The 26,534-nt window shown below is 41.8% G+C and carries 25 protein-coding genes; 14 read left to right on the forward strand and 11 right to left on the reverse strand.

The genetic code is table 11. The features are described from left to right. Nucleotides 1-99: 99 nt before the first annotated feature. Nucleotides 100-2,952 carry an aminomethyl-transferring glycine dehydrogenase gene (gene gcvP, locus EZV76_RS05325; RefSeq protein ID WP_136565581.1) on the reverse strand — a complete coding sequence of 951 codons (2,853 nt, stop codon included), beginning with the start codon at nt 2,950-2,952 and terminating at the stop codon, nt 100-102. Nucleotides 2,953-3,077: 125 nt separating this feature from the next. Here gcvP and EZV76_RS05330 point away from each other — a divergent pair, with 125 nt between their 5' ends. Further along, complete coding sequence (locus EZV76_RS05330; protein WP_136565582.1) at nt 3,078-3,902, forward strand: UbiA prenyltransferase family protein; 825 nt, start codon at nt 3,078-3,080, stop codon at nt 3,900-3,902. Here EZV76_RS05330 and EZV76_RS05335 read toward each other — a convergent pair. From EZV76_RS05335 to EZV76_RS05355, 5 genes are all read right to left on the reverse strand, one after another. Beyond that, entirely contained in the window at nt 3,899-4,129 is a 231-nt protein-coding gene (locus tag EZV76_RS05335; protein WP_136565583.1) for a hypothetical protein, read from the reverse strand. The genes EZV76_RS05330 and EZV76_RS05335 overlap by 4 nt on opposite strands. Before the next feature lie 2 nt (nt 4,130-4,131). After that, on the reverse strand, nt 4,132-4,686 hold the full coding sequence (locus EZV76_RS05340; RefSeq protein ID WP_136565584.1) for a sigma-70 family RNA polymerase sigma factor: 555 nt from the start codon (nt 4,684-4,686) through the stop codon (nt 4,132-4,134). Between the two features lie 143 nt (nt 4,687-4,829). Then, the gene (locus EZV76_RS05345) at nt 4,830-6,866 is read right to left on the reverse strand and encodes a M3 family metallopeptidase (RefSeq protein WP_136565585.1); all 2,037 of its coding nucleotides are present in this window, start codon (nt 6,864-6,866) and stop codon (nt 4,830-4,832) included. Between the two features lie 12 nt (nt 6,867-6,878). Beyond that, nucleotides 6,879-7,370 (reverse strand): 5-(carboxyamino)imidazole ribonucleotide mutase, encoded by a 492-nt coding sequence (gene purE, locus EZV76_RS05350; RefSeq protein WP_136565586.1) that lies wholly within the window; start codon nt 7,368-7,370, stop codon nt 6,879-6,881. A gap of 4 nt (nt 7,371-7,374) precedes the next feature. Next, nucleotides 7,375-8,529: a 5-(carboxyamino)imidazole ribonucleotide synthase gene (locus tag EZV76_RS05355; protein ID WP_136565587.1), complete on the reverse strand. Its 1,155-nt coding sequence runs from the start codon at nt 8,527-8,529 to the stop codon at nt 7,375-7,377. A gap of 118 nt (nt 8,530-8,647) precedes the next feature. Between EZV76_RS05355 and EZV76_RS05360 the strand changes: the two genes are divergently transcribed. The 6 genes from EZV76_RS05360 to EZV76_RS05385 all read left to right on the forward strand — a co-directional run bounded on the left by EZV76_RS05360 (nt 8,648) and on the right by EZV76_RS05385 (nt 15,883). Continuing rightward, the gene (locus EZV76_RS05360) at nt 8,648-9,757 is read left to right on the forward strand and encodes an adenylate kinase (protein WP_136565960.1); all 1,110 of its coding nucleotides are present in this window, start codon (nt 8,648-8,650) and stop codon (nt 9,755-9,757) included. Between the two features lie 50 nt (nt 9,758-9,807). Beyond that, the gene (gene obgE / locus EZV76_RS05365) at nt 9,808-10,809 is read left to right on the forward strand and encodes a GTPase ObgE (RefSeq protein WP_136565588.1); all 1,002 of its coding nucleotides are present in this window, start codon (nt 9,808-9,810) and stop codon (nt 10,807-10,809) included. A 64-nt stretch (nt 10,810-10,873) separates the two neighbouring features. Then, complete coding sequence (locus tag EZV76_RS05370) at nt 10,874-11,398, forward strand: DUF4136 domain-containing protein (protein ID WP_136565589.1); 525 nt, start codon at nt 10,874-10,876, stop codon at nt 11,396-11,398. Nucleotides 11,399-11,540: 142 nt separating this feature from the next. Further along, complete coding sequence (locus tag EZV76_RS05375; protein ID WP_136565590.1) at nt 11,541-13,565, forward strand: S9 family peptidase; 2,025 nt, start codon at nt 11,541-11,543, stop codon at nt 13,563-13,565. 537 nt (nt 13,566-14,102) lie between these two features. Next, the gene (locus tag EZV76_RS05380; RefSeq protein ID WP_136565591.1) at nt 14,103-15,161 is read left to right on the forward strand and encodes a sensor histidine kinase; all 1,059 of its coding nucleotides are present in this window, start codon (nt 14,103-14,105) and stop codon (nt 15,159-15,161) included. Then, nucleotides 15,158-15,883 (forward strand): LytR/AlgR family response regulator transcription factor, encoded by a 726-nt coding sequence (locus tag EZV76_RS05385; protein WP_136565592.1) that lies wholly within the window; start codon nt 15,158-15,160, stop codon nt 15,881-15,883. Before EZV76_RS05380 ends, EZV76_RS05385 begins: the two co-directional genes overlap by 4 nt. Nucleotides 15,884-16,012: 129 nt before the next feature. Here the strand turns inward: EZV76_RS05385 and EZV76_RS05390 are convergent, their stop codons facing one another. From EZV76_RS05390 to EZV76_RS05400, 3 genes are all read right to left on the reverse strand, one after another. Beyond that, nucleotides 16,013-16,390: a DoxX family membrane protein gene (locus tag EZV76_RS05390; RefSeq protein WP_136565593.1), complete on the reverse strand. Its 378-nt coding sequence runs from the start codon at nt 16,388-16,390 to the stop codon at nt 16,013-16,015. Nucleotides 16,391-16,486: 96 nt separating this feature from the next. Beyond that, on the reverse strand, nt 16,487-17,272 hold the full coding sequence (locus EZV76_RS05395) for an SDR family oxidoreductase (RefSeq protein WP_136565594.1): 786 nt from the start codon (nt 17,270-17,272) through the stop codon (nt 16,487-16,489). A 1-nt stretch (nt 17,273) separates the two neighbouring features. Further along, entirely contained in the window at nt 17,274-17,585 is a 312-nt protein-coding gene (locus tag EZV76_RS05400) for a cupin domain-containing protein (RefSeq protein WP_136565595.1), read from the reverse strand. 95 nt (nt 17,586-17,680) lie between these two features. Here EZV76_RS05400 and EZV76_RS05405 point away from each other — a divergent pair, with 95 nt between their 5' ends. Further along, a complete protein-coding gene (locus tag EZV76_RS05405; protein WP_136565596.1) occupies nt 17,681-19,042 on the forward strand; it encodes a UDP-N-acetylmuramate--L-alanine ligase in 1,362 nt (453 codons plus the stop codon). Here EZV76_RS05405 and EZV76_RS05410 read toward each other — a convergent pair. Continuing rightward, a complete protein-coding gene (locus EZV76_RS05410) occupies nt 19,039-19,488 on the reverse strand; it encodes a DUF1569 domain-containing protein (RefSeq protein ID WP_136565597.1) in 450 nt (149 codons plus the stop codon). The two genes, EZV76_RS05405 and EZV76_RS05410, sit on opposite strands and share 4 nt — an antisense overlap. 53 nt (nt 19,489-19,541) lie before the next feature. Between EZV76_RS05410 and radC the strand changes: the two genes are divergently transcribed. The 6 genes from radC to EZV76_RS05440 are packed head-to-tail and all read left to right on the forward strand — an operon-like array spanning nt 19,542 to nt 25,175. Further along, nucleotides 19,542-20,240: a RadC family protein gene (gene radC, locus EZV76_RS05415; protein ID WP_136565598.1), complete on the forward strand. Its 699-nt coding sequence runs from the start codon at nt 19,542-19,544 to the stop codon at nt 20,238-20,240. A gap of 12 nt (nt 20,241-20,252) precedes the next feature. Further along, nucleotides 20,253-21,548 carry a polysaccharide deacetylase family protein gene (locus tag EZV76_RS05420; RefSeq protein ID WP_136565599.1) on the forward strand — a complete coding sequence of 432 codons (1,296 nt, stop codon included), beginning with the start codon at nt 20,253-20,255 and terminating at the stop codon, nt 21,546-21,548. After that, entirely contained in the window at nt 21,541-22,230 is a 690-nt protein-coding gene (locus EZV76_RS05425) for a YjjG family noncanonical pyrimidine nucleotidase (protein ID WP_136565600.1), read from the forward strand. Before EZV76_RS05420 ends, EZV76_RS05425 begins: the two co-directional genes overlap by 8 nt. A gap of 56 nt (nt 22,231-22,286) precedes the next feature. After that, nucleotides 22,287-22,841, forward strand: a complete 555-nt coding sequence (locus EZV76_RS05430) for a hypothetical protein (RefSeq protein ID WP_136565601.1) — start codon at nt 22,287-22,289, stop codon at nt 22,839-22,841. After that, a complete protein-coding gene (locus EZV76_RS05435; protein ID WP_136565602.1) occupies nt 22,838-24,295 on the forward strand; it encodes a DUF5723 family protein in 1,458 nt (485 codons plus the stop codon). The genes EZV76_RS05430 and EZV76_RS05435 overlap by 4 nt, the downstream gene beginning before the upstream one ends. Nucleotides 24,296-24,308: 13 nt before the next feature. Beyond that, nucleotides 24,309-25,175 (forward strand): hypothetical protein, encoded by an 867-nt coding sequence (locus EZV76_RS05440; RefSeq protein ID WP_136565603.1) that lies wholly within the window; start codon nt 24,309-24,311, stop codon nt 25,173-25,175. Here EZV76_RS05440 and EZV76_RS05445 read toward each other — a convergent pair. Further along, nucleotides 25,172-26,449: a replication-associated recombination protein A gene (locus EZV76_RS05445; protein WP_136565604.1), complete on the reverse strand. Its 1,278-nt coding sequence runs from the start codon at nt 26,447-26,449 to the stop codon at nt 25,172-25,174. The genes EZV76_RS05440 and EZV76_RS05445 overlap by 4 nt on opposite strands. Nucleotides 26,450-26,534: the final 85 nt, after the last annotated feature.

Raw genomic sequence — 26,534 nt, forward strand, 5'->3', positions numbered from 1 at the left:
AGTACGATGTCCAAGGCGTTCTTTTTAAGGGGAGTAGGTAAAAAAAAGCCCCGACTTACTTTGAGTGTCAGGGCTTTTTGTCAATGGATACAGTACTTTTTATACTTCGGCATAGGCCTCTATTGGTGCACAGGTACACATTAAATTACGATCCCCAAAAGCTTCATCGGTCCTTCGTATGCTTGGCCAAAACTTATTTTCAGCCACATAGGGCAATGGAAAAGCAGCTTGTTGCCTAGAGTAGGGGAACTCCCAAACATCATTGGTGATCATGCCCAAGGTGTGAGGGGCATTTTTCAAAACATTGTTAGGGTTATCCGCACTGGCTTCGTCAATTTCTTGGCGAATGGATAGCAAGGCATCACAAAACCTGTCCAATTCAGCGAGACTTTCACTCTCGGTAGGTTCAATCATCAGGGTTCCAGCCACCGGAAATGAAACTGTAGGGGCATGGAATCCATAATCAATCAATCTTTTGGCAATATCGGTTACTTCAATGCCATTGGCCTTGAAGGGTCTACAATCAATGATCATTTCGTGCGCAGCTCTTCCCCTCTCTCCGGTATACAAGACATCGAACTTGCCTTTTAGGCGGTCTTTGATGTAATTGGCATTGAGTATAGCAGCTTTGGTGGCATTGGTTAAACCTTCGGCTCCCAGCATTTTAATATATCCATAGGAAATTAAACAAGCCAAAGCACTGCCCCAAGGGGCAGCTGAAATGGCAGTTATGGGATTATTGCCACCAGTTTCAACCACAGGATTTGAAGGCAAAAAAGGTTTTAACTGCTCCGCAACACATATAGGGCCAACACCAGGACCTCCACCACCATGTGGAATGGCAAAAGTTTTATGCAGGTTAAGGTGGCAAACATCTGCACCAATGGTAGCTGGATTGGTAAGACCAACTTGAGCGTTCATGTTTGCACCGTCCATGTATACTTGCCCTCCATTTTCATGAATCAAATGGGTGATATGCTTTATGGACGATTCAAAAACACCATGGGTGGATGGGTAGGTAACCATCAAGGCAGCCAAGTTTTCGGAATGTTGTTGCACTTTTTCTTCAAGATCGGCAACATCTATATTTCCTTTTTCATCGGTTTTGGTAACCACTACCTTCATGCCGGCCATTACAGCCGAAGCGGGGTTGGTTCCGTGTGCAGATGCAGGGATAAGGCAAATATTTCGATGTCCTTCCCCTCGCGACTCGTGATAAGCACGAATCACCATAAGGCCCGCATATTCCCCTTGGGCTCCTGAGTTGGGTTGAAGTGACGTAGCGGCAAAGCCGGTAATCGTATTCAATTGGGATTCCAATGCCTTGAGCATTTCTTGATATCCTTGTGCTTGCTTTAAGGGTACAAATGGGTGAATATTGCCCCAATGAGCCCAACTTAGGGGAAGCATTTCGGAAGCGGCATTCAGCTTCATGGTACAACTTCCCAAGGAAATCATGGAATGGTTCAAAGCCAAATCCTTGCGTTCCAATTTTTTGATGTAGCGCATCAATTCGGTTTCTGAATGATAGCTATTGAATACCTCGTGCTCCAAAAAAGGCTTCTTACGTTTAAGAGTTTCCGGAATGATACCTTCTGTGGGAACCGGTTCGGCATTATGGGTTTTTATTCCGTGGGCATCCGCAAAACAAAGAGCCAAAGTTTTCAGGTCATCTTCGGAAACAGCTTCATTCAATGAAATGGAAACGGTATCGGTATCAATATAATTTAGGTTGATACCATGACCTTCTGTGATTTCCCTTAATGCAATGCTATTGCCCACTTTAACCTTTATGGTATCAAAATAACAGGAATTGAGTTGTTCAAATCCATACGATTCCAAAATCTTGGCCAGTTGCGCTGCTTGGGCATGAACCTTGGAAGCTATATATTTCAATCCGTTTGGTCCATGGTAAACGGCATACATTCCAGCCATAACGGCCAATAATACTTGAGCCGTGCAGATGTTGGATGTGGCCTTGTCTCTTTTAATATGCTGTTCCCTTGTTTGAAGGGCCATTCTGAGCGCAGGGTTGCCATCTGTATCCTTAGTGATTCCAATGATTCTACCAGGAATGTTTCTTTTGTATTCTTCCTTGGTGGCAAAAAAGGCTGCATGGGGGCCACCGTATCCTAGTGGAATACCAAAACGTTGGGTGGTGCCTACAACCACATCAACACCCCATTCACCGGGAGGAGTAAGGAGTACCAAACTCAAGATATCGGCAGCAACGGCAACTTTTATATCGTTATCCTTGGCATTTTGAACAAATCCCGCATAATCGTTCACTTGTCCGGACTTGCCCGGATATTGAAGAATGGCTCCATAAAAATCTTCGGAGAAACCAAAGGTTTCATGATTGCCAACCACTAATTCTATACCCAACGGAATAGCTCGCGTCTTGAGCAAGCTCAGGGTTTGCGGTAGAATCTCTTCAGAAACAAAAAACTTTACGGCCCCATCCTTTTTTTGTTGTCTGGAACGGAGTTCAAACAACATGGTCATGGCTTCCGCTGCCGCTGTACTTTCATCCAAAAGAGAGGCGTTGGCCAACTCCATTCCAGTAAGATCACTGACCATGGTCTGAAAGTTCAACAGAGCTTCCAATCGCCCTTGGGCTATCTCGGCCTGGTATGGGGTGTAAGCGGTGTACCATCCCGGGTTTTCCAAGATGTTCCTTTTGATTGCCGAAGGGGTAAGGGATTCATGATATCCCAACCCAATATAAGTTTTAAAAATTTGGTTCTTTTCAGACAGTCTTTGGATATGCCCCAAAAACTCATGTTCGCTGATTCCTTTGGGAAGATTTAGGGTTTCCTTCAGCTTAATGTCATCTGGAATGGTTTCATAAATTAACTGTTCCATATTATCGACCCCAATGGTTCCAAACATTTTGGAGAGGTCTTTTTCTGCTATGCCAATATGTCTGGCGGCAAATACTTCTGTATTCATGTTCAATCCAATAAAGTGCACAAAATTAGGGATTAATTCAATGAAAATAGGCAATTTTGAAAGTGGCCCTGCCAAAGTTGTTAACCATTGGTTAACGTTTGTTCCTGGGGCTATTATTTTATACAATGAGAGGCTTAAAACCAATCTTTGATTTTTATCTGGACGCCAGTATCCATGTAGCTCTTTCGGTGATTTCACTTATGGGAATCACATTTTATCTTTTAGGGATGTCCTGGGACGGTACGCTCATGGGGTTTACTTTTTTTAGCGTTATTGTTTGTTACAACTTTATAAAATACGGGGTAGAGGCCTACAAATACCTGATTGTTTCCAATGCTTATCACAGGGGTATTCAGGCCTTCAGCTTTGTGTCCTTTGGTTTTGCGATGTACTTTTTACTTCAATTGGATTCTAAAATATGGGAAACTACCTTGATTTTAGGGGTGATTTCTGCATTATATGCCGTGCCCTTACTTCCCAACATGAAAAATTTAAGGAGTTTGGGAGGGTTCAAGATTTTTATTGTGGCCTTGGTATGGGTAGGTTTTACAGTACTATTACCTGTTATGGATGCTAAAGTATCTTTGGATTGGGATATCTGGGTTTTGTTTCTGCAGCGTTTTATTTTAGTGGTGGTGTTGATTTTACCCTTTGAAATCAGGGATCTAAAATGGGACCATAAAGATTTAAGGACTTTACCACAGGTTTTAGGGGTGGAGAAAACCCAAAGACTGGGAGTGATCCTTGCCATTACTTTCTTTTTGCTGACCTTTTTAAGGGATGAAGTCAACCTTAAAGAGATAGGGTTAAGATTGGCAATGACCTTTGTTTTAATTTTTATCCTTGCCTCGCAAAGGAGAATCATGAAACGGTACTTTGCATCATTTTGGATAGAAGGTATTCCAGTGATGTGGTTGGCTCTTTTTTGGATAGTGGATATATTCCTTTAGAGTCGCTTTTCCAAATCCTTCTTCATGCACTCTTTATCCTCTTCAGAAAGAACATTTAGTTCGGCTTTATCGCATAAGGAAGTAAGCGTGCCGTTCTGTTTTGAATATTTTGCACAGGCCTTGCAATACAGAATATGTATGCGAAGCTTCAGGATTTCCCAAAAGCTAGCTTCCTTGTACTGCGATTTTGTACAGATATGTGACGCCTCTTCACATGAAATCTTCATAACTAAAACCAATTATCATTTAAACAACCCATAAGTGCCGTTCTTGCTCTGTGGATCATCACCCACAAGTTGGACGGATTAATGTCCAGTTCATTACAAATATCTTCTGTACTCATCCCTTGGATGGTTTTCATCTGAAAAACCTGGGCCTGTTTGCGAGGTAGTTTGGAAATACACTCTTGGATGGCAAATCCCAGTTCTTCGTTTTCCAGAACGTTATCGCCATCTTGGCTAAATGGGTCGGCCACTTGTTCTTCCAACCAGTCTCCCTCGGAATCAGAATCAGAACTATAGCTCACCCGTACCTCTGCCTTTCCTTTTTTTGAATTGATCTTGCGGTAATGGTCAATGACTTTGCGTTTCAAAATGGCAATCAACCAGGTGCGTTCTGCAGCATCACCTTTATAATTTTTAGCTGAGTTTAGTCCGGCAAAAAAAGTTTCCTGAACCAGATCCTTGGCAATTTCTGCATCGCTTACCCGCGCAACGGCGTAATTGAACAGATAATCTGCATAGTGGTCTACCCAATTCTCAGGATGAAGTCTGTGTTCGGCCATAGTTTGTTTGAAGTATCAAAAGTAATGGATTTTGTCCAATGATCTTACAGATAATCTATTGCAAAACATCCCAAAGAAAATTGTTGATGGTAATTGAGCCATCCCTTTAATCCAAGATGGACTAAAAACGATACTATGGGAAATTAACCAACCTTTTTTATCAAACCAGCTCTTTCCAGTAAAGCATCAATTTTTGGTTCGGATCCCCTAAAACGTTTGTACAGTTCCATGGGATTCTCTGTGCCTCCTTTAGAAAGCACATGTTCCTTGAAGCTATTGGCAATTTCTTTGTTGAAAATGCCTTTTTCCTTGAAATAAGCAAAGGCATCTGCATCCAAAACTTCAGCCCACTTGTAGCTGTAATACCCTGAAGAATATCCTCCTTGAAAAATATGGGAAAAAGAAGTGCTCATGCAGGTTTCAGGGGTATCGGGGAACAGGGCTGTACTTTCAAAAGCCTTTGTTTCGTAATCTTTTACGTCTTTGATGCTATATGGGTCCGAACCGTGCCATGCCATGTCCAAAAATCCAAAACTCAATTGGCGAATAGTGGCCATGCCCTCTTGAAAAGTGGCAGATTCCTTTATTTTTTCCACCAAATCCATGGGAATGAGCTCTCCTGTCTCATAATGAAAGGCAAAAAGCTCCAAGGCCTCTTTTTCATAGCACCAATTCTCCATTACCTGACTGGGGAGTTCCACAAAATCCCAATACACGGAAGTTCCCGAAAGGCCAGGATAGATCGTGTTGGCCAACATCCCATGAAGGGCATGTCCAAACTCATGGAACAAAGTGGTCACCTCATTGAAGGTAAGCAACGAAGGTTTTGAAGAAGTTGGCTTCGTAAAATTACATACGTTGGAGACATGGGGGCGGCTATTTTTGCCGTTGCGAGTGTACTGTGGCTTGTACGAGGTCATCCAAGCCCCACCTCTTTTCCCGGGACGGGGATGGAAATCGGCATAGAAAAGTGAAACAAAATTGCCTGAATCATCATAAACCTCATAGGTCTTTACCTCATCATGGTATTTGTCCACATTAAAAACCTCCTTGAAGGTTAGTCCGAAAAGTTTTTCAGCAACTTGAAAAACCCCACTGATTACATTCTCCAGCTTAAAATAGGGTTTCAATTTTTCATCATCCAAATTGAACAGTTTCTGCTTTAACTTTTCAGAGTAGTACGCGCTGTCCCATTTTTCCAAATGGTCAATACCATCCAATTCTTTGGCAAAGGCCTCCAATTCTTCAAATTCCCTTTCTGCCGCAGGCTTAGCCTTCTCCAAAAGTTCATTCAAGAACTCCAACACCTTTTCAGGAGTTTCGGCCATGCGTTCTTCCAGGACAAAATGGGCATGTGTGGTATAGCCCAACAGGTTGGCACGTTCATGACGGAGCGCTACAATTTGTAGCACATTTTCCTGATTGTCCAATGCATCATTATGGAAACCCTTGCTGCCAAAGGCTAAGGACAATTCTTTGCGCAACGTCCTATTTTCGGCATATTTCATAAAAGGAATATAACTGGGATAGTCCAAGGTGATCAGCCAACCTTCCTTGTCTTTGGATTGTGCCAATTGTGCGGCGGCTTCCTTTGCACCTTCAGGAAGACCTTTTAAATCTTCCTCATTGGATAGCAACATTTCATATTTGTTGGTTTCAGCAAGGACATTTTCACCGAATTTCAGTTTTAACTTGGAAAGTTCGGCATCAATTTCCCTAAGTCTCTTTTTATCCGCCTCATTGAGATTTGCTCCATTTCTGCTAAAACTTTTATAGCGTTTTTCCAGCAAGGTCTGTTGCTCAGGGGTAAGGGAGAGGTTCTCTCGTTGTCCATAAACCGTTTTGATGCGTTCAAAAAGTGCTTGGTTCAAAGTAATGTCATTGCTGAAATCTGACAATAAAGGAGACACCTCCTGCGCAATTTTTTGGATTTCATCATTGGTTTCTGCGGAGTTCAGATTGAAAAAAACACTGGAGACCCTGTCCAACTGCTGTCCTGAAAAATCCAAAGCCTCCAAAGTGTTTTCAAAGGTGGGCGCTTCAGGGTTTTCCACAATGGCGTCAATTTCTTTTTTGGCACTTTCAATGGCCTCCAAGAAGGCAGGCTTAAAATGTTCGTTCTTGATTTTTGAAAATGGAGCTTGATCAAAGGGCTCCAAGAGAGGATTATTATTGGGCATTTCTGCGTAGGTTTATTTTATGTTACGAACTTCTTCTGCTCCTTTGATTACTTTTTCTTTGAGGCCTTGTTTGTAGTCCACCATTTTCGATAAAATTTCTTGGTCTGAACTCCCAATGATCTGAGCGGCCAAAATCCCAGCATTTTTTGCGCCATTTAAGGCCACAGTGGCTACAGGAACGCCTCCGGGCATCTGTAAAATGGAGAGAACAGAGTCCCACCCGTCTATGGAGTTACTGCTTTTCACAGGGACTCCGATTACTGGCAAAGGGGACAAGGATGCCACCATTCCCGGAAGGTGCGCAGCTCCGCCAGCCCCGGCTATGATGACCGAATATCCATTTTTATGGGCGTTTTTGCCAAAATCAAAAAGTTTTTCGGGAGTTCTGTGTGCGGAGACAATGTCCACATCCACTTCAATATTGAACTCTTTCAAAATATCGATGGCGTCCTGCATAATGGGGAGGTCGCTTGTGCTTCCCATAATCACGGCTACTTTGCTCATACTTTTATTTGCTTATAACGTTGATGGTTTCTTTAACTTTTTGGGCTACTTCACGGGCTCTGGCCATATCTTCGTCTACGATGGTTACATGGCCCATCTTTCGAAACGGGCGGGTCTGTTTTTTTCCATAGATGTGAGGTGTTACCCCATCCATTTCCAAAATGGTGTCCATATTCTCATAGACCACATCCCCGGTATGGCCTTCGGCACCTACCAAGTTAACCATGATTCCTGCCACTTTACTATCCGTTTTTCCCAAAGGTAGGCCTAAAATGGCCCGGATGTGCTGTTCAAATTGATTGGTATAGCTGGCTTCAATACTATAATGTCCACTGTTATGAGGTCTTGGTGCTACTTCGTTGACTAAAATTTGGTCATCCTGCGTTTGAAACAGTTCCACGGCCAATAATCCTACAGGTTGTAAATGTTCGGCCACTTTGAGGGCAACCTCGGTGGCCTTTTGCGCCACGGAATCCTCAATTCTTGCCGGACAGATAACATATTCAACCTGATTGGCCTCTGGGTGAAACTCCATCTCTACCACGGGATATGTTTTTACTTCACCTTTGGTGTTTCGCGATACGATTACAGCCAATTCATTTTTAAAATTGACCATTTTTTCGGCAATGCACTCTACATTGGGAAGTCCGTTTAAATCTTCTATTTTCCGGACCACCTTCACACCTTGGCCATCGTATCCAAACTGGGCACTTTTCCAAACAAAAGGAAGTTGGAGGCCACCGTTGGAAATGCTGTCTTCTATCTCAGAAGTATAGGCGAAACGCGTGAACGGCGCAGTTGGGATATTGTGGTCCGTATAGAATAGTTTTTGTGTGGCTTTATTCTGGATGGTACGCAAGGCTTTGGTCGGAGGATAGACCTTTTTGCCTTCATGTTCCAATTTTTCAAGGGCGTCCACATTCACATTTTCAATTTCAATGGTGAGGACATCTACGTCCTTCCCGAAATTATAAACAGCATCAAAATCCATAAGGCTACCTTCCACAAACTCGTTGCAAGCAATTTTACAGGGCGCTTCGGGTGAAGCATCCATGACCTTGGTAAAGATGTCCCATTTTCGGGTTTCGTAGAGCATCATTTTGCCTAATTGCCCACCCCCTAAAATACCGAGTTTAAAATTGGAAGAGAAAAAATCCATGGATCATTAAATTGGAATGACTGCAAAAATACATGAATTCCTTGAAGGGATGAAAGATGCTGGGCATACCACCCCCAAAAAATGCTATCTTTGCCAACCTGACCAAAATACTGATACGTTGATCAAGCTAAACAACAAGTTGTTTAAACCTTACTTAAAGGAAGAACAAATCCTTGCGGCCATAGAAAAAATGGCGGCGGAAATCGCCAAGGACTACAAGGATGAGACACCCCTTTTTGTAGGTGTGCTCAACGGAGCCTTTATGTTTGTGGCCGATTTTTTAAAGGCGTATCAGCACCCTTGCCAAGTTTCTTTTGTACGGTTGAGCTCCTATCAAGGATTGACTTCCACCGGGATTGTGGAAACCTTGTTGGATGTTCAAGAAGACATGGAAGGAAAGAGTGTCATTATTTTGGAAGATGTGGTCGACACGGGAAGAACATTGAAGCAATTGGTGCACCTGTTTTCCCAGACCAATGTGAAGGAATTTAAAATTGCTGCCCTTTTTTACAAGTCCGAAATCTACAACGGTGAATATGCCATTGATTATGTAGGGTTGGAAATCCCGGATAATTTTATTGTGGGTTACGGTTTGGACTACAATGAAATGGGCAGAAATTTAAGGGAAGTATACCAATTAAACCAAGCAGATATGATCAACCTAGTGCTTTTTGGAAAGCCAGGAGCAGGAAAAGGAACCCAGGCTGGGTTCTTGAAAGAGAAGTACAATTTGAAACACATTTCCACAGGGGATGTGTTCCGATACAACATTAAAAATGGAACGGAATTGGGCAAGTTGGCCAAATCCTATATCGATAAGGGCGATTTGGTCCCTGATGAGGTAACCATTGACATGCTAAAAGACGAAGTGGAGAAAAATCCAGAGGCGTCAGGCTTTATTTTTGATGGTTTTCCACGAACCGCTGCACAGGCGGAAGCTTTGGACAACTTTTTGGAATCCAAGGATATGATGGTAAATGCCACTATTGCCCTAGAGGCCGATGATGAGGTGTTGATCGCCCGTTTATTGGAGCGCGGAAAGAGCAGTGGGCGTTCCGATGATCAAGATGAGAGCAAAATCCGCAATCGTTTTGAGGAATACAACGAAAAAACGGCCCCTTTGAAAGCGTATTATGAAAAACAGGGGAAATTCCATTCCGTAAACGGAATTGGGGACATTGTAGAAATCACCGAGCGTTTGGGCAAGGTAATAGATACTTTGGACTGAGACGGAGGTAACATTTTACCCTTCACCTTTCTGCTAAAAAAACCATTGACATGACCGAAGGCAATTTTGTGGATTATGTGAAAGTGCATGTATCTTCCGGGAACGGAGGCAAGGGTTCTGCGCATTTACATCGGGAAAAGTATGTTGCCAAGGGAGGCCCGGACGGTGGTGATGGTGGCCGTGGAGGCCACGTAATCGTGAAGGGGAACAAAAACCTATGGACGTTGGTCCATTATAAGTTCAAAAAACATTTTAAGGCAGGTCATGGGGAGCATGGCAGTAAAAATAGGAGTACCGGCGCCGATGGGGCCGATACTTATTTGGAAGTTCCCCTCGGGACGGTGATACGAGATACCGAGACCAATGCCGTTCTTTTTGAGATTACCGAGGACCAAGAAGAGAAGATTGTCTTGGAAGGTGGTATTGGAGGTCGTGGCAATTGGCATTTTAAAAGCCCGACGAACCAAACTCCAAGATATGCCCAACCTGGAATTCCAGGACAGGAGGCGCATTTGACCTTGGAACTTAAAGTTTTGGCCGATGTGGGCCTTGTGGGATTCCCCAATGCCGGGAAATCCACATTATTGTCCGTGATGACTTCGGCAAAGCCCAAGATTGCCAATTACGAGTTTACCACCTTAAAACCCAATTTGGGCATTGTGGAGCATCGGGATTTCCAGAGTTATGTCATGGCCGATATTCCCGGAATTATTGAAGGTGCGGCCGAAGGCAAAGGTCTAGGCCACTATTTTCTGCGTCATATTGAACGCAACGCCACCTTACTTTTTTTGATCCCGGCAGACAGCAAGGACATCAGTCAGGAATATGCCATTCTTTTGGATGAGCTGAGACGGTACAATCCAGAGTTGTTGGACAAACAGCGCATCGTGGCCATTTCCAAATGCGATATGTTGGATGAGGAGCTCATTGAGGAAATGCGAGAGGAAATGGAACCCGACTTTAAGGATGTTGATTATCTATTTATCTCATCAGTAAGCCAATTGGGCATTCAGAAGCTTAAGGATAAGCTCTGGGCGCTATTGAACGAATAAAGGCACCTGTTCTCCCACCTAAGCCAAATAATCCTTATTTTTAAGTAATCCAGATTTATCTGCCATGCGAAACCTATGGATTATTGTGCTGTGTTGCCTATTGGCCTCTTGTGTCTCCATTCGGGTCAATTACGATTACGATAGGGGAGCGGACTTTACGAGCTATACCACCTACAATTATTTTTCCGATTTGAATTCGGGCTTGACCCAATTGGACGAAAAGCGTCTCATTCGGATTTTGGATTCCACCTTGCAAATAAAAGGATATCGTTTGGCCGAGGAACCCGATTTTTTCATCAACATTCAAAGCAGTGAATTTCGTAGTCCTTCCAACAACGCCGTAGGTGTTGGTATTGGTGGCACGGGAAGAAATGTGGGTGGCGGAGTTTCCGTTGGATTGCCCATTGGAAATTCTGGAATACAGCGTCATATTCTGTTTGATTTTGTGGATGCACAACGTGATGCGCTGTTCTGGCAAGCCTCCACTGAAAGTGGCTATCGAGACAACGCTTCCCCCAGCGTTCGCGAAGAAAGATTGAGGGCCCTGGTCAAAAAAACATTGTCAAAGTTTCCCCCAGAAACAAAGTAAGGACAAGATTGCAGTCAACCTTGTAATTGGATGTTTCCGGTTGATTATCAGTTTTTTGTTGGTTTTTGTAACAAAGAAAGATACGGACAGTCTAATTTGTTATAACATCATTTTTTCAAAACAAACACTTAATTCAACACGTATGAAAACAACACAAAGGATCAAATGGGCCTGTGGGGTTTCCCTATTTATGTTTTTGGGAGTTGCCCTTCATGCCCAAGAAAAACCTGGCGATACCACTTTGGCCAGTTCCCATGACGAATTGGTTTCCTTGGCCGCATTGGACCAAGGAGATTATCGGTACACGGTAGAAGATTATTTTGGCAATCCCAAGGGGTTTACGTTTCGATTTTCCCCGGATGGAAAATACTTGTCCTACCGGGAAAGCGATGAGAATGGTAAACGCCACATTTACGTCAAAAATTTAGAAACCAATGAGGTAAAAAAAGCCATTGAGGAAAAGGAAGAACTTGTAAGGATTTATGGATGGTTAAACAATACTAGGCTATACTTTTCCATGGATAAGGGAGGCAATGAAAACTACCATATTTATGCAGTGGATTTGGATGGGGGCAACTTGAAGGACTTGACTCCCTTTGATGGTGTAAGGGCAGATTTCACGGAGTTGTTACGGGATGATAAAGAGCATATCATTGTTTCCATGAACAAGAACAATGCCCAGGTCTTTGAGCCCTTCAAGCTGAATGTGGTCACAGGGGAATTGACCCAACTATATACCAATGATGACCCGGCCAATCCTATTTTGGGATATGATTTTGATAGAAACGGAAAGCTCAAAGGGTTTACGCGCCTTCGGGATGGAGTGGAACAGGATACCTATTATGAGGATGGCAATGGCGGTTTCCAAGTCTTGAAACAGCTGAATTGGAAGGATAACTTTTTCATCACCAGCTTTAACTATGCAACAGAATATCCTCATGATGCTTACGTGGTTTCCAATCTAGACAATGATAAAGCGGAAGTACAGCTGTTTGATCTTAAGGAGAACAAAGCCATAAAGAAGGTCTTTTTTAATGATCATTACGATGTGCAGAATATGGGGCTGTCCAGAACCAGAAACTATGAAGTGGATTATTTTACGTACGAAGGAGAAAAAAGTGTGGTAGTCCCAGTAAGCGAGGTCTTTAAAAAACTGGATGCTCGCGTAAAGCAAGAACTTCCCGGAATGCAGTACAGTATATTGGACAGTACTGAGGACGAAAACCTGTATATGCTTTATGTGGACAGCGACCGGGTGTATGGCATGTACTATGCGTACAATGTGGCCAAGGATGAGCTTACCGAGTTGTACAATACCATGCCGCAGTTAAAAAAAGAGGATATGGCCGAAATGCGTCCCATAACCTTCACCAGCAGGGATGGTATTACCCTGCATGGATATATCACCTTGCCCAAAGCAGCTTTGGCAGGTCAAAAGGTACCTGTTATTGTCAACCCACATGGTGGACCGCAAGGCATCCGGGATTCTTGGGGCTTTAATCCGGAAGCACAATTGTTTGCCAGTAGGGGCTATGCCACATTACAGGTGAATTTTAGGATTTCTGGGGGGTACGGTAGGGAGTTCTTGGAATCTGGCTTTAAACAGATTGGAAGAAAAGCCATGGATGACGTGGAGGATGGATTGCAATATGTAGTGGACCAAGGTTGGGTAGACCCTAACAAGGCCGCAATTTATGGAGGTAGTCATGGAGGGTATGCCGTGTTAAGGGGTTTGACCAAGACACCGGATCTCTACGCTTGTGGTGTGGATTATGTAGGAGTATCCAATTTGTTCACTTTCATGAAGACTATTCCTCCGTATTGGAAACCGTACTTAAAAATCATTAAGGAAATATGGTATGATGAGGACGTTCCAGAAGAAAAGAAAATTATGGAAGAGGTTTCTCCAGTATATCAGATAGATAAAATGAAAAAACCTTTGTTCGTGGTGCAGGGGGCAAACGACCCTAGGGTCAATATAGATGAATCAGACCAAATTGTGAGTGCACTAAGAGGTAAGGGCTATGACGTACCCTATATGGTAAAATATGATGAAGGCCACGGATTTGGTAAGGAGGAGAACCGTATCGAACTCTATAAGGCCATGATGGGCTTTTATGCCAAACATTTGGGACAACAGGAGATACCTCAACCGTTGAAGGATTGATTTATAGGACTGATTCTCAATTAAAAAGGAGCTTTTTAAGCTCCTTTTTTGTTTGTTGGAACTTTATGGGAGTTAAGGTTGCCGTTCACTGTGTCTTTTTTACCACTGCCCATAATTCAGGTGTGCACTACTGGAAAGCCCTGTATTTTAGCCTTGTATAAAATCTCAAAAGCAGAAAGCAATGATAGCACTTGTACGATTGATGATGGACTTATTGGTAGACATCTTCCTGTAAAAAATAATCGTGAACCTTTTGAAAAATCAAACAATGAGAAAATTGAGTACAACGCAGAAAGCTATTTTGGTCATGGGAATCATTGGGACTTCAATAGGGCTTTATGGAAAATTCAATGGGTGGGAATATGATTCGTACTTTGTATTCTTTTATACAGGGATGACGTTAATGTGGGTGGCATTTTTAAATAGCGGCAAATCATGTTGTAGATCTTTCTGGAAAAAACAACCGCAAAATCAATAAATTGGACTCCATTGGGTTAAATTCCTTAAAGTATATTTATAATACCGTTGATAGCATTCATGGAATTGAGCAGTAAAAAACGCGAGTACGCTTTTTGGACCTTACAGATTTTGGGATGGGGTTTCATCAATCTGGTTTCTGTTTTTGTGGTGAAACAAATCAGCATATCCCTACTTGTATACTCGGTGGTCATGGGTACGATACTGGGTGTTTTTGCGACTGCTATGCTGCGTTTGTACCTAAAAAGAGCGGTACAGTTTGACGCATTTGGAGTTAAGGAGTTTGTGAAGATTTTGGTTTCCTATATGATAGCGGCCACATTGTTTGGTGGTTTAAACTTCGTTTTTGGGTATGTGTATGTTGAGTTTGGCCCAGCGTTGACCCCTTCAGAACTCCAAATGTTCAAGTATCATGACAATGTTGGGGTGCAAGTGCTCAATTCACTATTTCTTATTGGGGCATGGACGGTGACCTATTTGGTGATCAAGTTGCTCCTTAAACTTAATCGGGACCGAATAGAGCGTTTAGAACTGAACACGCATCTAAAACAAGCACAACTGAACACCCTGAAGGGCCAGATAAATCCTCACTTTATGTTCAATAGCCTCAACAATATAAGGGGATTGATGTTGGAAGATGTGGAAAAATCCCGGGAGATGCTCACCAAGCTTTCCGAAATTTTACGATTCTCACTTACGCAGAACAGTAGCAATGCCATTTCTGTACGGGAAGAATTGGAAATGGTGGATAATTATATCGACCTATCCAAAATCCAATTTGAAAACCGCTTGGAATTCTTTAAAAATTTGGGGGATGACACGTTGGATTTGCAGATTCCGCCCATGGTCATACAACTATTGGTGGAGAATGCCATCAAGCACGGTATTTCCAACCTTAAAAAAGGAGGGGTCATAATGTTGAATATCAAAAAAGAAAAAGAACATCTGGTGATAGAGGTCCGGAATACGGGCAAACTAAAAATTGCTGAAGATTCTACCCAACTGGGTTTAAAAAATATTCAACAGCGTTTAAATCTACTGTACGCCGATAGAGCTTCCTTTAATTTGAATGAAATTTCAAACGAGGTGGTGGCCACCATAAAAATACCATTGGCATGAAAATAAGGGCGGTTATTGTTGAAGATTCAAGATTGGCCCGAAATGAGTTGAAGGAGCTCATCAAAAAATACCATGACATAGAACTCCTTGGTGAAGCTGAAAATGTTGATGCAGGGTTTGATCTTATCCAAAGTACCTTACCCGACCTTTTGTTCTTGGACATCAACATGCCCGAAAAGGACGGTTTTGAACTTTTGGAGATGCTGGATGAAGTCCCCATTACCATTTTCACCACGGCTTTTGATGAATATGCCATAAAATCGTTTGAGTACAACGCCTTGGATTATTTACTGAAACCCGTGAGTGAAAAGCGCTTTGGTATGGCCATGGAGAAAGTAAGGGGAAAATTGGAGTCGGTTCAAGAAGGAATGGGAAATTCAAAAAAACTGACCAGAAACAGTCAGATTTTCATCAAGGATGGCGACTCATGTTGGTTGGTGAAGATTGGGGATATTTCCCATTTTGAGATTGTGGGGAATTATACCCGCGTTTTTTTTGAGGATAAAAAACCATTGCTATACAAATCGTTGAATCAAGTAGAGGAAAAGCTTCCCGAAGAGTCTTTTTTTAGAGCTAATCGGCAACAAATAGTAAATACCAATTTCATTAAAAATGTAGTGCCTTGGTTTAATGGTAAACTTAAACTTACCATGCAGAATGGAGACGAAGTGGAAGTTTCCCGAAGGCAATCCTATATTTTTAAAGACCGTATGAGTTTATAATCAGAAAGCGAGCAGGAATTCCATTTTTATGGAAGTGGTAGGGAATGTCATTTCAAGCGGAGCTGAGAGTCCTAGGAATCAGGGTTTGGGCAATGTGCCTCAACTCCGCTCGATATGACAAATTACGTATTAAGGCCGTAGAAGGTCTTTATACCTATCCTTATAGCCGATCAACACCAAAATATTCAAGATCAAAAGACCCAATGCAGGTCCTATGCCAGCAGGGGCCAAAGTAGCATGGAAGAGTACGGCATTGACAGATACGCTCATCAATATCACAGCCATAAGTGCTCCATATTTGTTAAGAATAAAGGCAAGGCCTGCCAAAATCTCAACGATGGCTACCAATTTAATGGTATGGGTTGATGAAACCGCACCAAAATAGTTCATTACAGCTTCGGGCATTTCACCTTGAGGCGGCATAAAATTGAGGAACTTGTTAAGTCCGAATACTAAGACGAAAAGCCCTAAAAGTATTCGAACTACCAAAAAAACTTTTGAATTCATAGGTTTGCTTTTTATTGGTTGAACAATAAAAGTAGCTAAAAATTACGCATATGATAATTTAACACGAAAAATATTTTGTTATAAATAAAAATTTTCTCATAGGGATTTTAAAAGACCACCATCAATAGGAATGTTGATCCCATTGATATAGGCAGCTTTGTCCGATGCCAAAAAGGTCACTAAAAAACCATACTCTTCTGGATTGCCAATTCGCCCTGCAGGAACCCTTGCTTCCATTTCTCCTCGAACGTCTTCCTGGGAAACTCCCATTTTTTCGGCTTTTTTGGCGTTCAATGAGGCAATCCTATCGGTGTCAAAATATCCGGTGAGCACATTGTTCACGGTTATATTGTCTTTCCCCACATCCACGGACAAGCTTTTGGCCCATGTTACCACAGCGGCCCTAATGGAATTGGAAAGGGCAAGGTAATTAAGAGGTTCCTTTACTGAAATGGAAGCCACATTGATGATTCTGCCCCATTGGTTTTCCTGCATATGTTGTAAAGCCAGTTCTGTGGTAAGAACCACAGATTTAAAGAGTAGGTCAAAGGCCTGTTGGTAATCGGTCACCTTTTTTTCCAAAGCTCCACCTCCTTCTGGCCCTTGGGTGTTATTGACCAAAACATCTATCGTATTTTCTTTGAAAAATTGGGTCAATACCTTATTCAAAGAGGTGAAATTTGAAAAATCCACCAGCAAATAACTGTGTTTTTGCCCTTGTGTTGTATCCATTTGGGAAACAACGGTTTTAAGATCATTTTCATTCCGGGCCATTACGGTTACACTTGCCCCACTGGCAGCCAACTGAAGTGCAATGGCCTTGCCAATTCCTTTACTGCTACCACCAACAAGGGCGGTTTTTCCTTTTAGTGTTATGTTCATTTTATTTGTATTCTTCCCGAACCGGGCTAAAGACATCCATTAATTTGCAAGAGGTGAGTGCTCTGCCACTGTGGGGTATATTGGACGGAATTACGACCACATCCCCAGGGTAATAGACCTTTGTATCCCCGTTAAGAGTGAATTCAAATTCTCCTTCCACTACATGCATGATCTGTTCATGTATATGTCGGTGTTCCGGAACAATGGCATCTTTTTCAACATTCCAAAAGGCCCATGATATGGCATTGCCATGCACTAATTTTCCATGGTATCCTGGCATAATCTCCTTGGATTGGATTTTGGATAGGTTCATCTTTTCAATTTTTCCTCAAGATAGAAATTAATAAGGTGACTTGATTGTTTGTATTGACTTTATCAATGGCTATTTTTGAATGTTAAATTGATTTGATGGAAATACACTTTATAGCTATTGGAGGTAGTGCCATGCACAATTTGGCCTTGGCGTTGAAGGAAACCGGGGATGTCATCACGGGAAGTGACGACATCATTTATGAACCCTCCAAAAGTAGGTTGAAGGCTCAGGATTTATTACCGGAAGAGTTTGGATGGTTTCCGGATAAAATCCATGGTCAATTGGATGCTGTTATTCTGGGAATGCATGCCAAAAAAGACAACCCCGAGCTGCTTAAAGCCCAAGAACTGGGATTGAAAATTTATTCCTATCCTGAGTATTTATACGAAAGGTCAAAATACAAGACTCGGGTTGTGATAGGGGGGAGTCATGGCAAGACCACGATTACTTCCATGATTTTGCATGTGCTCCAGTACCACGATATCGAAGTGGATTATATGGTTGGAGCTCAATTAGATGGTTTTGATCGTATGGTTCACCTAACCGAAACCAATGAGTTTATTGTTTTGGAAGGGGACGAATACCTTTCATCTGCTATAGATCGAAGACCAAAGTTTCATTTGTACAAACCAAATATTGCCCTTTTGAGTGGGATTGCATGGGATCATATCAACGTGTTTACCACTTTTGATACTTATGTGGAGCAATTCCAAATATTTGTGGATAGCATCGTGAACGGCGGAAGTATAACCTATAATATTGAAGATGAAACGCTTAAAGGAATAGTAGAAGCTTCAGAGAATACTATCCGTAAATTTCCGTACACTACTCCCGATCATACTATTTTAGAAGGTGTAACCATGCTCGAAACACCAGAGGGGGATATGCCTTTGGAAATATTTGGAGCACATAATTTGAACAATTTGGCAGGTGCCAAATGGATTTGCCAACAAATGGGCGTGGATGAGGCCGACTTTTATGAGGCCATAGCCTCTTTTAAGGGTGCTGCAAAGCGGTTACAAAAAATTGCGGAAGGAACCAATAGTCTTATTTTTAAGGATTTTGCCCATGCGCCCAGCAAGGTGAAGGCAACAACAATGGCGGTTAGGGAGCAGTACCCAAGACAAAGATTGATTGCTTGTTTGGAGTTGCATACCTATAGTAGTTTAAATGCCGAATTCCTTAAGGAGTATGATGGGGCTTTGGATGCAGCGGATGAAGCAGTGGTATTTTACGACCCAGAGACGGTTAAGATCAAAGGGCTGGAAGAAGTGACTGCTGAGCAAATAGGTAAGGCCCTAAATAGGAGTGATATCAACATTTTTACAGATTCCAATTCTTTTCAAGAGTACCTTTATGGTCAGAATTTTTCTGATTCAGTATTGCTTCTGATGAGTTCGGGGGATTACGGAGGATTGGATTTTGAAAAAATAAAACGAGCTGTTCAAAAAGATTAAACCCCAAATTGCCGTAAATGGTGGTCCAAATGTTTGTACTGCATTTGTCCCCATTGTTCATTCGTAAGGTCTCCAAAGGCAGGGTGTCTGCCCCATACTTCTTTTTCTCTTTCACCATAAAAATCATTGACTAGGCTTACCAGCTTTTCCTTTTCTTGAACAAATTCTTTTGGCTCAGTAACCACAAATCCAGGGGCGGTTGGTAAATTATGTTTCCAAAGTTTATCGCTGTACATGCTTTTTTTAAAACCGCTGTAAATTAATTTCATAAAAGGATTAGGTTTTTTTATTGTAAGTTTACCCAAAGCCACTTTTAGGGGAAACTGACAATGGTGCAACATTTGTCCAACCTCCATTTTGCCCCATTGCCTCTGGGTGGACTCGGAAAGTTGATTTATTCGAGATAAGATTTCAGCATGGACCTCAGTGTTGAACAAAGATTTCATAGTGTACTATTTACCTTGAAAATTACATAAATTTAATCTCCTATCTTTAGAGGATGCAAGAAAAAATGGTTTCCTTATCAATCAAAAATTGGGCGGATGATGACAAGCCCAGGGAAAAATTGAGGCACAAGGGCAGTTTTGTTTTGTCAGATGCAGAGTTGGTCGCCATTCTCATAGGTTCTGGAAACAGAAATGAGAGTGCGGTGGAATTATCTAAACGGATATTGGCCTCCGTTGACCATAATTTGAGTGAAATGGGAAAGCTTTCGGTAAACCAATTGATGAAGTTCAAAGGCATAGGCGAAGCCAAAGCTGTTACCATTGCAGCCGCTTTGGAAGTGGGTAGGCGAAGAAGAATGCAGGATACAACGAAGATTACCAAAATTTCGGGAAGTAGGGATGCTTTTGAACTACTTTACCCACTAATGGGAGAGTTGCAGCATGAGGAGTTCTGGATTGTGTACCTCAACAATTCAAACAAGGTCATTCAAAAGTCCCAATTGAGCAAAGGGGGTATAACCGGAACCTTGGTAGATGTACGGCTGGTACTAAAGCAAGCCTTGGAACTTGGGGCTGTAGGGATTATTTTGGCCCATAACCATCCGTCTGGAACATTAAAACCCAGTGCAGCGGACAAAGAGATTACACAAAAGTTAAGAAAGGCTTCAGAGGCCTTGGATATTAAGGTGTTGGATCATCTGGTTTTGGCACAACATCACTATTTTAGTTTTGCCGATCAAGGAATTTTGTAATCATTGCAATACATGTTATTGATATTCACCCATAAAGTTACCAACAGACTTACCTATACGGCAAGGCAGGTATTTGAAAAGATATTGGGGATAGATATCTCATTCACGACCAAAGTGGAAGATTTTATTAAACACTCTGGTCCCAAGATTACCTATTCCAAACAACCCTTACAGAACGAGTTTTTCATAAGAAGCAATGACCTTCTTTTTGAACAAGGAATCAATGACTTGGAAATCAAGGTTTCAGAATGGGATGGAGTGCCCTGTTTTTTTTCATCAGGGGAGAAAAGTTCAATCCCCTTCGATATTTTCTCGGCCAGTTTCTTTCTTTTGAGCAGGTATGAGGAATACTTACCCCATGTAAAGGATAGTGTGGGAAGGTTTCCGGTAAAGGAAAGCTTGGCCTATCAGAACAATTTTTTGGAACTCCCCGTGGTAGATTTATGGGCCTATAAGTTGCTTGATGCCCTAAAAGAAAGATTTCCAGATATTGGTGCAAGTGAGCGGTCATATAGTTTCACATCGATTATAAATGTGACCACTTCGCACTGTTATGCCATGCGTGGTTTTGTGAGGAGTCTTGGAGGTGTGTTTATAGATTTGGGCAGTTTTAGACTGAAAAACATTGTTAAACGCTTTTCGGTATTGCTTGGCTTTAGCAAAGATCCCTATGATAATTTTTATGAATTGGTGGAAATCCACAAGAAACTGCCCATCAAGACTATGTTCTTTTTTCAATTTGCCAAGCATTCTGCCCATGATAAAAACATATCTCCCAATAACAATAAGTTTAGATATCTGATAAAGTCGGTGGCAGATTATAGTGTGGTTTCATTGAGCACATCGTTTCTGTCCTCAACCAATAAATCTGTGTTAAAAGAGGAAAAGAAACAATTGGGAAATCTAATCAACAAACCCATCAACTATTCTAGGCTCCGCTATAATAGGGTAAGTGTGCCCACAACCTACAGAAATCTTGTTGAAACTGAGTTTACAGATGATTTTTCCATGGGATACACCCATGAGATTGGTTTTAGGGCGGGAACCTGTACTCCCTTTCACTTTTATGATATCAACATGGAAGTGCGTCAACCCTTAAAAGTACACCCGTTTACGGTACACGATTATGCCTTGATGAATTATGGCAACAAAGAGGAGGTTTTTGAAAAAATGGACAAGGTGTATCAATGGGTAAAGCAAGTGAATGGAAATTTGGTCATAGTTTTTTCCAATGAACTGTTAGGGTCCGATCATAAAATCGATTGGATGGAAATGTATCAATCCTTTTTGAGACGATATTATGTTTGAACACCCAATTACTGATGTTTTTTTTGATTTGGACCATACCTTATGGGACTTTGAAAAGAATTCGGCCCTTACTTTCGAAAAGATTTTCCAAGAAAACAATGTATCGGTGAAACTGGAAGATTTTTTAGAGGTTTATGTTCCCATCAACCTAGAGTATTGGAAGCTATATCGTGAAAATAGAATTGAAAAATCTGAGTTGCGTTTTCAAAGATTAAGACGAACATTTGATGCCGTTGGGACAACCGTTTCAGATGATCTCATCCATGACTTGTCGCTCGAATACATAGCCCACCTTCCTTCGTTTACTCATCTTATGCCCCATACAGTTACGATTTTGGAGTATTTATTGCCCAAGTATAGATTGCACATCATTACAAATGGTTTTCAGGAAGTTCAAGAGAAAAAACTTAAGGGAAGCAATATTCATCACTTTTTTGATCAAATTATTAATTCAGAAATGGCTGGGGTAAAGAAACCGCATCCCTATATTTTTGAGTTGGCACTGAACAAGGCCAATGTTGACCCCGTGCACACCCTAATGATTGGGGATAGTTTTGAGGCTGATATCCTTGGGGCGAAAACAGCAAGGATGCAGGTATTGCACTTTAATTCCAACAAAGAATCTGACCACGGCGAATGCCATACAATTAACAATCTCATTGAAATAAAAAACATTTTATAGAGTTATGGTAGGGTGCGGCAAGCCCCCATTGTTCTATATGAAAATGTTTTTGATCTATGAAAGGATTCCTTGGCCGTTTACTTTTGGCATTTATTTTAGTTCCACTGATATTTTGTTCTTGTACGGAGGAGCAGGATTTCAATCAGTTCAATGACCTTCAGATAACCCCTCTAGTAGCTTCAAGTCTTATTTATTTAGAGTCGGATGAAGCCACTATTAATGCAGTTGGTGGGCTAGGGAATTTTTACGTTCAAACTATCAATTTTGATGCTTTCAATGAGCAATTTGTATCTGAAAACCTTTTGGAGGGCACGCTTTTCTATGAAATTGACAACACCACTAGCAAGCAATTGGCCATTACCATTGAGTTTTTGGATGCAGCAAATAATGTGTTGGATGTGGAATCATTCGATGTTCAACCAAATCAACCAACAACTTTTATGCGGGAGGTAGATTATGGACCTACCGGAAAAAATCTAAATATCTTAAGGGAAACATCGAGCATTCGGGTTGCGGCAAGTAACTTAAGTGACTCCACAAGCATATCTTCCGACCCAGAACCTAAAGTAATCTTGCGGACCGCAGCAGAATTCTTATTCCAATTGAAATGAGGTTAAAGCGGTTGTTCTGTACTTTTATTTTGATGGGAGTTGGCTACCTGTATGGCCAAAACAAGCAAATACTTTACGATTTTTATGAGATTCCACAATCTTTGATGCTAAATCCCGGAGTGAAGACCAGTGAAAAATGGCATGCTGGGATTCCAGTGCTTTCCGGATTGTCTCTTCAGGCGGGAACAAGCGGTGTTACCGTTAACGATCTATTTGCAAACGATGGGATAGATTTTACCACTAAGGTAAGGGAGCGTGTGTTGGATGCCATGACGAGGAGGGATGATTTTAGCTCAACCGTCCAGATTGAATTGCTGAATATTGGTTTTAGGGGACGTAACAGACCGGATGATTACTACAGTTTTGGAATGTATTTGGAGAATGACGTTGTTGTGTATTGGCCCAAGGATTTGGCTTTGTTGGCCTTTGAGGGCAATGGTGGGAACAATATTGGAAGAAGTTTTGATTTGGGAGATTTGAGCTTGAGAGGGGAAATGGCCAGTGTCTTCCATTTTGGCATCAATAGGAAATTAAGCAATGTATTGACCGTGGGTGCTCGGGCCAAGTTGTACTCGGGCGTGTATCAGTTCCAATCCATACAAAATACCGGGTCTTTTATTACCACCCAAGGGCAAAACAATATTTATGTGAGTTCCATTGTGGCTGATATGCAATTGCAGACGGCAGGAATAGAACCTGTCTTCGATATTCTGGATGAGAATGAGTCTGGTGAAGGGAAAGAGTTGACCAGGCTTTTTTCAAAGAGAGCATTTTTGGGAGGTAATCTAGGTTTAGGAATGGATCTGGGCTTTAGCTATAATCCAGACCCACAACTGACCATTACCGGAAGTATGCTGGATATTGGCTTTATGAACAACTCAAAAGATGTTAAAAATTATACCCTTAGAGGGAACGCAAGTACTGAAGGTGTGACAGTTTTCTTGCCGGAAGACATCAATAATGTGGATAATGACCTTTGGCAAGAACTGGTGGACGATATAGAAGAATCCCTGCCTTATGAAGAAAATGAATCAACCTACATTTCCTTAAGGCCAGTGAAAGTTTACGGTTCAATTCGGTATGATTTCGGGGAGGGGGGAGAGTCTAGCTTTGAAAATTGTGGTTGTGCGGTCAACAAGCAAGGAAGAAGAACTGAAGGTTTTTATAGAAATAGTGTTGGAGGGCAACTTTTTATGATAAAAAGACCACGGGAAATTCAATATGCATTAACCGGATTTTACCAAAGGAGGTTCGGAAGGGTTTTGTCGCTTAAAGGTACCTACACAATTGACAAGTATTCATGGACAAATGTTGGCTTAGGCCTTAATCTTCAAGCAGGGTCTGTAAATTTTTACATCATGGGAGACAACCTGATGAGTTACCGGAACATTGCCGATAGTCACTATGCTTCTTTACAGTTTGGAATTAATATTATATCTTGGAACGATAATTGAGCATATACACTATATGAAACTAAAAGTCTTGTACATATTGGTGTTTGCCTTTGGGGCAAGCAATTTAATGAACGCACAACTGAACAACTATAAATACATTATTGTTCCCAAGAGCTTTAGCGCATTAAAGTCTGAAAACCAGTATCAGACCAGTACAGTCATGAAATACCTTTTAACCCAGAAAGGATTTACAGTGGTGTATAATGACGCATTGCCCGAGGACTTGGCAAATAACAGGTGCTTAGGGCTTAATGCAGACCTTCTTGACGAGTCTAGCTTGTTTTCAACAAAATTAGCGGTCGTATTTACAGATTGTCAATCCAAAGAAATATTCAGGACTGTAGAAGGGAGGAGTAAAATAAAAGAGTACGTTCCGGCCTACAGGGATGCCATGGAGAAGGCTCTTGTGTCATTTGATGGGATGGATTATCACTATGTTCCCAAAAAGGAAGCGAAAAAAGAAGTACGGGAAGAACCCATTACCGTAAGTTTTAAAAACGATATCCAGTCGGTAGACGAAGTTGAAGAGCCAGAGGTGTCAGAGTCGTCCAAGCTGGTTCAGCAAGAGGCCACGCCTGAAAACCAAAGCTATAAAAGTTTGGAGCCCAAGCCTTCCAATATGGTAAAGGCGCAGGAGCAGCAAAATGCACAGCTATTGCCTTCCGAAGTTTTGTATGCGCAACCCATTGAGAATGGCTACCAGTTGGTGGACAGTACCCCAAAAGTGGTGCTTAAATTGGAAGAAACTTCAATCCCAGATGTTTTTTTGGTGAACTACCAAGGAAGTAATGGAGTGGTCTTCAAAAAAGAAGGAAAATGGTTCTTGGAACATTCAGAGAATGGGGCCAAAAAACTTCAGGAACTCCAAATTAAATTTTAAAACCCATATTTATCTTTCCAGCGCTTCTTTAAAAATTCGCGCATGGCATTCTCTCTGGCATTATTGCCAGGTTGATAAAAAGAAGTTCCAGAAATTTCATCTGGAAGGAACTCAAGGTCAACAAAACTGTCTTTGTGGTCATGTGCATAACCGTATCCTTTTCCATACCCTAAATCCTTCATTAACTTGGTGGGCGCATTTCGTATGGCCATGGGAACAGATAGATCACCCGTCTCCCTTACCTTCTGTTGTGCAAGGTTGATGGCCATATAACTTGAATTACTTTTTGGAGAACTTGCCAAATAGGTAGCACATTGACTTAAAATGATTCGGGCTTCGGGATGGCCAATGGTATTCACTGCCTGAAATGTAGTATTGGCCATGACAAGAGCGGTCGGGTTGGCGTTTCCAATATCTTCTGATGCCAAAATAACCATACGCCGGGCAATAAACTTTACGTCTTCACCTCCTTCAATCATGCGGGCCAGCCAGTACACGGCAGCGTTGGGGTCACTTCCACGAATGGACTTGATAAATGCCGAAATGATATCATAGTGCTGTTCTCCTGTCTTGTCGTAGAGAACGGTATTTTTTTGAACCTTATTGAGTACCAATTCGTTGGTGATCACAACTTTTTCCTGCGCCTCCGAATTAACGATGAGTTCAAAAATGTTCAACAATTTTCTACCGTCTCCACCGGATAGGCGTAGTAAAGCCTCAGTTTCCTTGAGTTCTATCTTTTTCTTCTTTAGATTGGAGTCAGTAGTCATGGCCCTGTCCAAGAGTGCTTCCAAATCTTCTTTTCCAAAAGAATTCAGGACATAAACCTGGCAGCGTGATAAAAGAGCGGGAATTATCTCAAAACTCGGGTTTTCGGTAGTGGCACCAATAAGGGTGACCCAACCTTTTTCAACAGCTCCAAGCAAAGAATCTTGTTGCGATTTACTGAAACGATGTATTTCATCAATGAAAAGAATAGGGTTTTTGGATGTAAACAGCCCTCCGCTTTGCTTGGCTTTTTCAATAACCTCGCGTACATCCTTGACCCCGCTGCTAATTGCACTCAATGTGTAGAAAGGGCGTTGGCTTTCATGGGCAATAATATTGGCCAAAGTGGTTTTTCCTGTTCCTGGAGGTCCCCAAAAAATCAAGGAAGGGATTACCCCGTTTTTGATTTGATTGGTCAGGGAGCCGTTGGGGCCAATCAAGTGTTGCTGACTGATGTAGTCTTCCAAACTTTTTGGGCGTATCCGTTCTGCCAAGGGTTCGTTCATAACCGTAAAAATAAAACAAATTTATACGGAGATATAGGACTCTTTGGCATTGGGTTTATTTTAATAGCATGACAATTTGTGTAAA

It is taken from the genome of Flagellimonas alvinocaridis (assembly GCF_004916895.1).
GTDB classification, from domain to species: Bacteria; Bacteroidota; Bacteroidia; order Flavobacteriales; family Flavobacteriaceae; genus Flagellimonas; species Flagellimonas alvinocaridis.